The organism is Clostridioides sp. ZZV15-6597, assembly GCF_020657815.1.
Taxonomy (GTDB): Bacteria; Bacillota; Clostridia; order Peptostreptococcales; family Peptostreptococcaceae; genus Clostridioides.
The window spans coordinates 1-10838 of record NZ_JAGWCT010000125.1 but is presented as its reverse complement, the minus strand read 5'-3'; the positions used below and the strand labels follow the sequence as shown (position 1 = coordinate 10838).

Sequence of the window (10838 nt, the reverse complement as noted above, 5' to 3'; positions counted from 1 at the left end):
GATGTATATATATTTGCGCTAGAAATATTATTAGTTATATTAATTTTTGTGGTATATATAGCTTATATTATAAATAACAATACTAAGACTATTATAAATGAAAAAGAAAAATTCAAGGCACTTACTGATAATATATTAGGTGGTGTTAAAAACTGCTTGAAAGATAAATATATGACTATGACCTATGTAAGTCAGGGGTTTTTGGAACTTACAGGTTATTCTGAAGAGGATTTAGATATAGTTTTTAAAAACAAATTTAAAAATATGATTTATAAAGAAGATGTAGACAAGGTTAATAGTATTGTTTTGAATCGATTAAAAAGACAGGATAAAATTGAAGTTGAATATAGAATTGTAAAAAAAGATGGAAGTATAATTTGGGTTTTAGATAGAAGCAAATCTATAAAAGATAGTAAAGGGAATGAATATATACAGGGAGTTTTAACTGATATAACAGAACTCAAGAAAATACAAGAAGAATTAGACTCAAAAATGTTTGAAATAGAGACTATTAATGATAGCATTGTTGGTGGAATAGTGATAACTGAGATAAATGATGATTTTGATAGTATATATTTAAATGAAGGTTATTTAAATATGATTGGATACACACGTAAACAGTTAGAAGATGAATTAGATAATAAATTAATTAAGCTGATTTTCAGAGATGATAGAGCTGGAATGATTGATGATATAAATAAGCAACTTAAAGTAAATGATACATTTGCATGTGAACGAAGAGTTGAAAAACGAGATGGTAGCATTATATGGATTTTATTAAAAGGAAGAAAAATAGTTGATGAAAGTGGAAACTCAGTACTATGTAGTGTAATTGTCGATATTACTTCTGCTAAATTATTAGAACAAGAGCTTAAAAAGAGTGAAGAACGTCATGAGATTATTATAAAGCAGACACAAAATATTATAGTTGAATGGAATATAGAAAAAGACCAAATGAGTATTTCTCCTAATTGGTATAATAAATTTGGCTATGACCCTATAACTAAAAATGCAACTAAAAATATAATCAAATCAGTTGACATATATCCTGATGATATAGATAAGTTTATTTCATTAACCAATCTTACTTCATCAGGCAGTGAATATGAGGAGTGTGAGATTAGACTTAGAGTTAGAGATACTACTTATGCATGGTTTAGTATAAAAGCAACGACACTGTTTGATGATAATGGAATACCTTATAAAGTTGTAGGTAGTTTAACTGATATTGATGAATCAAAGCGAGAAGCTGAAAAATTAAAAGAGAGAGCGGAAAAAGACCCACTAACAGGCTTATATAATAAAAAAGCATCACAAGCACTTATAGAAGAATATATAACATTGGATAAAAACAGACAAGGGACTTTAATGATTATTGATATTGATGACTTTAAAGGTATAAATGATAATTTAGGTCATTTATATGGTGATGCTGTATTAAGTGAAATTGCAAGTGATTTAATAAATTTATTTAGAGCATCTGATATAGTAGGAAGAATTGGTGGAGATGAGTTCATTGTTTTTATGAAAGATATTTCTGAAACAAGAGATATTATGAACAAAGCAGAGGAATTGGTCAAAACGTTTGAGAGGTCTTTTGTAGGTAAAGGATATAATTATAAAATATCTTTGAGTGTAGGAATTGCTAGATTTCCAAAAGATGGCATAGAGTACATGCAGTTGTTTAGAAATGCAGACATAGCTCTTTATTCAGCTAAGGGGAAAGGAAAGAATCGTTATGCCTTGTATGATAAAAAAATTGATAAAGTACAATACATAGCAAATACAAGAAATACAGATGAAAATACCAGTATAGAAAGGTCTTTTAAGGAGCATATTACAAATTATATATTTGATATACTGTATGAATCAAATAATATAGAAATGGCTGTAAATTTGATTCTTGATATTGTGGGTAAACATTTTAATGTGAGTCGTGTCTATATATTTGAAAACTCGGATGATAACCTCTACTGTAAAAATACATTTGAATGGTGTAATGAAGGAATAACACCAGAAATTGATAATCTTAAGAATATTTACTATGGTCATTTAGGTAATTATCTTTTAAATTTCAATGCAGATGGATTGTTTTATTGTAATGATGTTGATAATCTCAATAGCGATTTAAAAAATTTGCTTAAAGCACAAGGGATATGTTCAATATTACAATGTAAAATTTTAGAAGGTAATGAATTTAGAGGTTTTGTAGGATTTGATGAATGTTCATATAATCGTATGTGGACTAGTGATGAAGTGGATACATTGACATTTATTTCTAAGATGCTCAGTATGTTTTTATTAAAAATGCGTATCCAAAGTAAGCTAGAGAACTCTTTAGAAGTTCAAAAGTCTGTAATGGATAACATGGACATATGGGCTTATGTTGTTGATAGAAATACATATGAACTGTTATTTATCAATAAAAAGATGCTTGAGTCAGCACCAGATACACATGTAGGTGATTTATGTTATAAAGCACTATGGAACAATCAGAATAAACAATGTAGGAAATGCCCTATGAGCTGTTTAAAAGATGGAACTGATACTTATAAATCATTTATGCGTAACAGAAAGTTTGGTGTAAATGTAAACATAACAACAACTGCTTTAAAATGGTTTGATGGTAAAGATGCATGCTTAATATTTGGTAGTGAAGTAAATAGTGTTGAGTCTGAAGCAAATATTTAGATGAGCTTCTTGTAAAGATTTCCTAACTAATTGAATAAAACGTTTAAATTACTGTATTATTGAATAAAACGTTTAAATTACTGTATTATAGATTTACTTAAAATCACAATTTTGATTTATTGAACCTAAAACGTTCATATAAATTATTTAAGTTGTGGTTTTAAGTATTTTTTGTGTTATAATTAAGCGTTAAGAACAAAATTAAAAGATACTTTTAATTTTAAGAAAGTATTTGTTAAATATACATTGAGCAGGTGATGATATGGAAAATAGGTTTTTACCAATAAGTAAACAAGATATGATAGATAGAGGATGGGAAGAGCTAGACTTTGTGTTGGTTACAGGTGATGCATATGTAGACCATCATAGTTTTGGTACAGCAATAATATCTAGAGTTTTAGAGAATGCTGGATATAAGGTAGGTATAATAGCACAACCAGATTGGAAGACTACAGATGATTTTATGAAATTAGGAAAGCCTAGACTTGGGTTTTTGGTTAATGCAGGGAATATGGATTCAATGGTGAATCATTACTCAGTGAGTAAAAAGCATAGAGATAAGGATATGTATTCTCCTGGTGGAAAAATGGGTTATAGGCCAGATAGAGCTACAATAGTCTATTGTAATAAAATAAGAGAAGCATATAGCGATGTTGCAATAGTAATAGGAGGAATTGAAGCTAGTCTAAGAAGATTTGCCCATTATGATTATTGGAGTGATAAGGTTAGAAAGTCAATGTTGATAGATAGTGGAGCAGACTTATTAGTTTATGGAATGAGTGAAAAGCAGATTGTGGATGTAGCTAATGCACTTAATGATGGATATGACCCAAAGTATATTAGACATATTGATGGGACATGTTATGTTTCAGATACATTAGAAGAAATATACGATAACTATATATTGATTCCCTCATATAAAGAAATATGTGAAGATAAAATGAAATATGTAGAGGCTTTTAAAATTCAATATGATGAACAAGACCCATTTAGAGGAAATATAATTGTTCAACCTCATGGAAGTAAGTATTTAGTTCAAAATAAGCCAGAGAAGCCTCTAAATAGAGAAGAATTGGATGAAGTTTATGGATTACCATATCAAAAAACATATCATCCTGTATATGAGAAATCTGGTGGTATACCAGCTATAGAAGAAGTAAAATTTAGCATAGTAAGTTCAAGAGGGTGTTTTGGTAGTTGTTCATTTTGTGCAATAACATTTCATCAAGGAAGAGCTGTTCAAAGTAGAAGTGAGAAATCAATTATTGATGAAGCAGTAGGAATAACAAAATTAAATGATTTTAAAGGATATATACATGATGTTGGAGGGCCAACAGCTAATTTTAGAAGACCAGCATGTAACAAACAAATTACTAAAGGTGCATGTAAAAATAGACAATGTTTATCTCCATCACCATGTAAAAACTTAGATGCAGACCATAGTGAGTATCTACATTTACTTAGAGCTGTAAGAAAATTACCTAACATAAAAAAAGTGTTTGTACGCTCTGGTATTAGGTATGATTATGTAATGGCAGATAAAAATAATAAGTTTCTTAGAGAGCTAATAGAACATCATGTAAGTGGTCAATTGAAGGTGGCTCCAGAACACATATCAGAAGAAGTTTTAGAATATATGCAAAAGCCAGCAGGAAAAACTTATGATAAGTTTAGACAGAAATTTTTTGCTATAAATGAAGAGTTAGGTAAAAAACAATATTTGATACCATATTTAATGTCTAGTCATCCAGGGTCTACATTAAATAGTGCTATAGAGTTAGCTGAATATTTGAGAGATACTCATTATCAACCAGAGCAAGTTCAAGATTTTTATCCAACTCCTGGAACACTGTCAACTACAATGTTTTATACAGGAATAGACCCACTTACAATGAAGCCAGTTTATGTTCCAAAATCAAAACGTGACAAAGCAATGCAAAGAGCTTTATTACAGTATAGAGCACCTAGAAACTATGATTTAGTATATTCTGCATTAGTTGAAGCTGGAAGAGAGGATTTGATAGGTTTTGGACATCGATGTCTGATAAAACCAAAGGATGAGAAACCTTATTTTAATAGAAATAATTCTAATAAAAATAAGTCTAAGACTTCTACTGAAAATAAAAAATATAATGCAAATAATAGAAACAATAAAAAACAACAAAAAAGTCCAAGTAAGAGAAAGAAAAAATATTAAAATAGAGTATAGGTAAATAAAAATATTTAAATAAGAAGGATTATTCGATAAATTAACAGAAATTAATATAAATAAATATAATTATTTTATAAAAAGTTAGTTTTGGGAGGACGAGATGAAAAAGTATATTTATATAATGTTATCAGCAGCATTAAGTGTAATTTTTTTAGTGGGGTGTTCACAAGGACAAAATGAAAAGCCAAAAGAAGAACCAGCAGTTGTTAAAGAAGTAAAGGTGGCTGTTCCAGATGGATTGCCAGCGGTAGCAGTAGCTAAATTAGCAAATGAAAATCCAGCAATTAAAGATGGATATGAAACAATGTATAGCATTGAGAAAACACCAGAAGCAATTTCTACTAGAGTAATGAAAAAAGATGTAGATATAGCTATAGTTCCGTCAAATATGGCTGCAATAGCGTATAATAAAACTTCAAGTTATAATATAGTTGGTACTGTAGGTATGGGGTCGCTTTATTTAGTATCAACAGATGATATAAAGGATTATTCTGATTTAATTGGGAAAGAAGTTGGATGTACAGGGAAAGGTCTTACTCCAGATATAACGATAAGAAGTCTTTTATCACAAAAGGATATAAGTCCAGCAGATATAAATTTTAATTATGTAAATTCTGCAAGTGAACTAGTCCCGTTATTGGCTACAGGAAAAATTACAACAGGGATTGTTCCAGAACCTGCACTTAGTGCTTTAATGTCCAAGAATCCAGATATAAAAATTATAAAAAGTTTAAATGATTCATGGAAAGAAGTAAGTGGTTCAAAAGATGGATATCCTCAATCTACATTAATTATAAAATCTGATTTTTTAAGAGACAATAAAGAATTTGTAGATTCTTTTTTAGGACAATTATCAAATAGTGTAGATTGGGCAAATAAAAATCCTGAGGAATTAGGTAAATATTCTGAGAAGATAAAGATATCTACTGAACCTAAAATAATAGGAAAAGCTCTTGAAAGGGCTAATTTAAAGTACATTCCAGTTAAAGATATGATTAATGATTACAAAAACTACTATGAAAAATTAGCTAACTTTGATGATAAGACGGTAGGAGGCAAAGTACCAGATGAAGCAATATACTTTGTTGAAAAATAAGAAAATTAAAGAACAATTTATAGACAAATTAGAGGTAACACTTTCTTGTGTTATCCTCTTATTTTTGTGGCAAATTATTGCTTTAAAAATTAACAATGATATATTCTTACCAACAATAAATCAAGTCTTTGATAGTATTAAAGAAATCGTATTGAATTCTAATTTCTATATAGACATACTTTATTCAATAGGTAGATGTTTTTTTAGTTTTTTATTTGCTTTGATTTTTGCTATCATATTGTCAATAATAGCATATTTAAGCAGGATTTTTAGAAATTTATTAAAGCCAATTAATGCTCTAGCACGTTCAATACCAACGATGATATTAGTAGTAATAGCACTAATTTGGTTTGAAAAAGATAGTACACCTTTTATAGTTGGGTTTGCTATAGTTTTTCCAATATTATATGATAGTGTTTTAGGAGCAATATTGAATATTGACAAGAATTTATTAGAAATGGCAAGTGTGTATAAGATAAGGTTTATAGATAAGGTATTGAAAATTTATTTACCAGCTATAAAATTTCAAATTATATCTATATTAGTATCGACATTTTCACTAAGCTTAAAAGTTGCTATAGCAGGAGAGGTATATAGTCAACCTACATATGGTATTGGGACTATGATACAAACTGAAAAAATTAATTTTAATACATCTGGGATATTTGCATGGATAATTATAATAGTTTTAATTTCAGTCATTTTACAAGTAGCTCAAAAATTTTTGTCAAGGAGAGCTTTTTTATGGAAAAGATAAGGTTAAGTATTGAGAATATAAATAAAAAATATGATAATCATATTATATTTAAAAATTTTAATATTGATTTTTACATAGATAATGTTAACTGTATACTTGGGAAGTCTGGATGTGGGAAAACTACTCTCTTAAATATAATAAGTGGTATTATAAAAAATGATACTCATAATTTAAATATTAAAGAAAATTCAAATAAAATTGGGAGTAAGTTAGAGGTAAGTTACATATTTCAAGAAGACAGGCTAATAGATTGGCTAACTGTAGAAGAAAACATAAAGATAGTTGTAAATAAATATTACAGTAAAACTCAACTAGATAAAATTTGTGATGAATATTTAGATTTGGTTGGAATTATTAAATATAAAAAATTTTATCCTCAGATGCTTAGTGGGGGCATTAGACAAAGAGTAAACATTGCTAGAGCTTTTATTTATCCATCAAAGACTATTATAATGGATGAACCTTTTAAATCAATTGATGCAAAGAATAAACAAATAATAATGGATAATTTTAAAAATATACTTAAAAAAGAAAAAAGAACTGTGTTATTTGTAACTCATGATATTGAAGAAGCATTATTTTTAGCAGATAATATATTTATTTTAGGAGATTCTCCTATGATAATAAAAAAAGAACTAAAAAATTCTAGTGAATTGGAAAAAAATGAAGTTTTGAAGTTAATATAGAGTTATAATAATATTGTTGTTTTAAAATATAATTATTTTAACTATAATACTCTATTAAAATAGTACAGAATATTCGAAAATATAGATAATGTTCGTATTTTATAAAAAGGAAGTGAATGTATGATTAAAGTAAAAACTAATGCTATGAGAATTTTAGATTCAAATAAAATTGATTATAAGGTACTATCTTATGAAGTCAAAAGTGAACATGTAGATGGTGTTGAGGTAGCACATGATATAGGAAGAGATGTAAATGAAGTATATAAGACTCTAGTAACTCAAGGAGTTAGTAAGAATATTTATGTATATGTAATACCAGTACATGAAAGTTTAGACTTAAAAAAAGCTGCAAAAGTAGCTAAAGAAAAAAGTGTGGATATGATTCATGTAAAAGATATAAATAAGCTTACAGGATATATTAGAGGTGGTTGTTCTCCTGTAGGGATGAAGAAGCTTTATAAGACTTTTTTAAATGAAAGTGCAAAACAATTAGATACAATTATAGTAAGTGCTGGTAAAATAGGATACCAAATAGAATTATCGCCACTTGACTTACAGAAACTTATAAAAGTAGAGTTTGCAGATTTAATAAAAAAATAGGTATTGTAGATAGAAAATTAATGACAAAAAAATTATATAATTAATAAAATAAATAATGACTTAAAAATAAACATTTAACTACTATTATGTAATTGATATAAAAATATTGAGAAATTTTAAAAATGATGGTAAAGTGTAAATATGATTACGAATATTTTTTATAAAGTAATGGAGGGATGTTCGCTTGAGGAAGATAAAATCTGAACAAATTGTTGAACAAGTAAAAAAACTTTGCATAGAAGCTAGTTTATACTTAGGAGATGATGTCTTAAGCTGTATAAAAGAGAAAGCTAAAACTGAAAAAAGTGAAGTTGGAAAAAACATATTAAATATATTAGTTGAAAATGCTGAAATAGCAAAGAAAAAAAATATACCAATATGTCAAGATACTGGTATGGCTGTATTTTTTGTTGAAATAGGACAAGAGGTTTTAGTTGAAGGAGATACAATTACTGACGCTATAAATGAGGGAGTAAGACAAGGATACGAGGAAGGATACTTGAGAAAATCTGTTGTAAGTCCAATTAGCAGAATAAATACAAAGGATAATACTCCTGCCATTATTCATTATGAAATGGTAAAAGGTGATGAAATTAAAATAGAGTTTGCTGCTAAGGGATTTGGAAGCGAAAATATGAGTAAAATGAAGATGTTAAAGCCATCAGACGGATTAGAAGGAATTAAAAAATTTATTATTGATACAGTTTCAGAAGCTGGACCTAATCCATGCCCTCCTATGGTAATTGGAGTTGGTATAGGTGGAACAGTAGATAAATGTGCTCAAATAGCTAAAAAAGCACTTTTTAGAGAACTAGGTGAATTTAATGAAGATGAAAATATTGCAAAATTAGAAAGTGAATTATTAGCCTCTATTAATAAATTGGGTATAGGACCTCAGGGGTTAGGAGGAACTACAACAGCTTTAGGTTTAAATATAGAGACTTTTCCTACACATATAGCAGGTCTTCCTGTTGTTGTAAATATAAACTGCCATGCATCGAGACATAAAAAGGTAGTAATTTAGGAGGAAAAATAAAATGATAAAGATAACTACACCTGTAAGTGAGATTGATATAGCTAAATTAAATTGTGGAGATACAATTAGTCTAAGCGGTATACTTTATACAGCAAGAGATGCGGCTCATAAAAGATTGATAGATTGTATAAATAAAGGTGAAGAGTTACCATTCGATGTAAATGGTCAAGGTATATACTATGTAGGTCCTACTCCAACAAAACCAGGAGAAGTTATAGGAGCAGCAGGTCCAACGACGAGTTATAGAATGGATGATTTAACTATACCTCTTTTAGAGAGAGGTCTTAGATTGATGATAGGTAAAGGAAAAAGAAGTGAAGAAGTTATACAAGGCATGGAGAAGTATGGAGCAGTTTATCTTGCAGCAATAGGAGGAGCTGGTGCATACATTTCAAATTCGATAAAATCATGTGAAATTATTGCATATGAAGACTTAGGTGCTGAAGCTATAAGAAAGATTGTAGTAGAAGACCTTAAACTTACAGTAGCTATAGATAGTTATGGAAATAATATCTACGAGCAAGGACGAGCAATTTATGAATGTAAATAAATTTTGAAAATTTATATAAATACTAAAAATACAAAACAATTTAATTGTACACATTTTAAGGAGTTGTACTTAGAAAATAGAAATATATTTAAAACTTATGAACAATATCTAGAATATACAGGAATACATAAAGAAACAGATAATAGAAAAATAGTTATTTATACAAGGGTTTCAACCTCTAATCAAAAAGATGATTTAAAAAATCAAGTTGAATTTCTTAGACAATATGCCAATTCTAAAGGAATAATAGATTAAGAAAATACAAGAAAAAGATTAGAGAGGATGAAAATGTTGAAAAGAGCATACAAGATAGAGATTAACCCCTCTGATGAACAAAAATATAAAATACACAAAACTATTGGTGTATCAAGGTTTATATACAACTTCTATATTGCTCATAGTAAAGAGATTTATGAAAAAGAAGGAAAATTTGTGAGTGGTATGGACTTTTCTAAATGGATAAATAATGAATATGTACCTAATAATCAAGATATGAAATGGATTAAAGAAGTATCTTCTAAAGCTACTAAACAAGCTATTATGAATGGGGATAAAGCCTTTAAAGATTTTTTTAAAGGTGCTAAAGGCTTTCCTAAGTTCAAGAAAAAGAAAAATCAAGATGTAAAAGCATATTTCCCTAAGAATAATAAGACTGATTGGACTGTTGAAAGGCATAGAGTTAAAATACCTACTCTTGGGTGGGTAAGATTAAAAGAATTTGGATATATACCAATAAATTCAATAGTTAAAAGTGGTACAGTAAGTCAAAAATCTAATAGATACTATGTATCTATATTAGTTGAGGAAAATGATATTCGAGTATCTAAATGTACTAATGAAGGAATAGGTATTGACTTAGGAATTAAAGATTTTTTAATATGTTCAGATAAAAAGAAGTTTAAAAATATAAATAAAACTTCTACAGTTAAGAAAGTTGAGAAGAAATTAAAAAGAGAACAAAGAAAACTTTCAAGAAAATATGAAAGTTTAAAAATAAGAAATAAAATAGAAGAAGGGAGAGCTACTCGTCAAAATATCCAAAAGCAAGTAGTTAAAGTACAAAAACTTCATCAAAGATTGACTAATATAAGAACTGATTATATTAATAAAACTGTATCTTCGATTATAAAGCAAAAACCAAGCTATATAACTATTGAAGATTTAGCAGTTTCTAATTTGATGAAAAATAAGCATTTATCAAAGGCTATAG

General features: G+C 28.2%; 9 protein-coding genes and 1 pseudogene. All 10 read left to right on the top strand.

The window, feature by feature from the left end; all coding sequences use genetic code 11:
* The coding region (locus tag KGF52_RS18530; protein ID WP_227841205.1) for a sensor domain-containing diguanylate cyclase at nucleotides 1-2691 on the top strand (2691 nt) is incomplete at its 5' end.
* Between the two features lie 262 nt (nucleotides 2692-2953).
* Nucleotides 2954-4888 carry a YgiQ family radical SAM protein gene (locus tag KGF52_RS18525; protein WP_227841204.1) on the top strand — a complete coding sequence of 645 codons (1935 nt, stop codon included), beginning with the start codon at nucleotides 2954-2956 and terminating at the stop codon, nucleotides 4886-4888.
* Nucleotides 4889-5003: 115 nt separating this feature from the next.
* Nucleotides 5004-5999, top strand: coding sequence for an MqnA/MqnD/SBP family protein (locus KGF52_RS18520; RefSeq protein ID WP_227841203.1), 996 nt, complete (start codon nucleotides 5004-5006; stop codon nucleotides 5997-5999).
* Nucleotides 5971-6756: an ABC transporter permease subunit gene (locus KGF52_RS18515; protein WP_227841202.1), complete on the top strand. Its 786-nt coding sequence runs from the start codon at nucleotides 5971-5973 to the stop codon at nucleotides 6754-6756. The genes KGF52_RS18520 and KGF52_RS18515 overlap by 29 nt, the downstream gene beginning before the upstream one ends.
* The gene (locus tag KGF52_RS18510) at nucleotides 6744-7442 is read left to right on the top strand and encodes an ABC transporter ATP-binding protein (RefSeq protein WP_227841201.1); all 699 of its coding nucleotides are present in this window, start codon (nucleotides 6744-6746) and stop codon (nucleotides 7440-7442) included. The genes KGF52_RS18515 and KGF52_RS18510 overlap by 13 nt, the downstream gene beginning before the upstream one ends.
* Nucleotides 7443-7562: 120 nt before the next feature.
* Nucleotides 7563-8042, top strand: coding sequence for a Cys-tRNA(Pro) deacylase (gene ybaK, locus KGF52_RS18505; RefSeq protein ID WP_227829823.1), 480 nt, complete (start codon nucleotides 7563-7565; stop codon nucleotides 8040-8042).
* 184 nt (nucleotides 8043-8226) lie between these two features.
* Nucleotides 8227-9066: a fumarate hydratase gene (locus KGF52_RS18500; RefSeq protein WP_227841200.1), complete on the top strand. Its 840-nt coding sequence runs from the start codon at nucleotides 8227-8229 to the stop codon at nucleotides 9064-9066.
* 13 nt (nucleotides 9067-9079) lie between these two features.
* Nucleotides 9080-9628 carry a Fe-S-containing hydro-lyase gene (locus KGF52_RS18495; RefSeq protein WP_227841199.1) on the top strand — a complete coding sequence of 183 codons (549 nt, stop codon included), beginning with the start codon at nucleotides 9080-9082 and terminating at the stop codon, nucleotides 9626-9628.
* A gap of 87 nt (nucleotides 9629-9715) precedes the next feature.
* A pseudogene (locus tag KGF52_RS18490) lies at nucleotides 9716-9877 on the top strand (recombinase family protein); the annotation flags it as partial.
* Between the two features lie 39 nt (nucleotides 9878-9916).
* The coding region (locus KGF52_RS18485) for an RNA-guided endonuclease InsQ/TnpB family protein (RefSeq protein WP_413927407.1) at nucleotides 9917-10838 on the top strand (922 nt) is incomplete at its 3' end.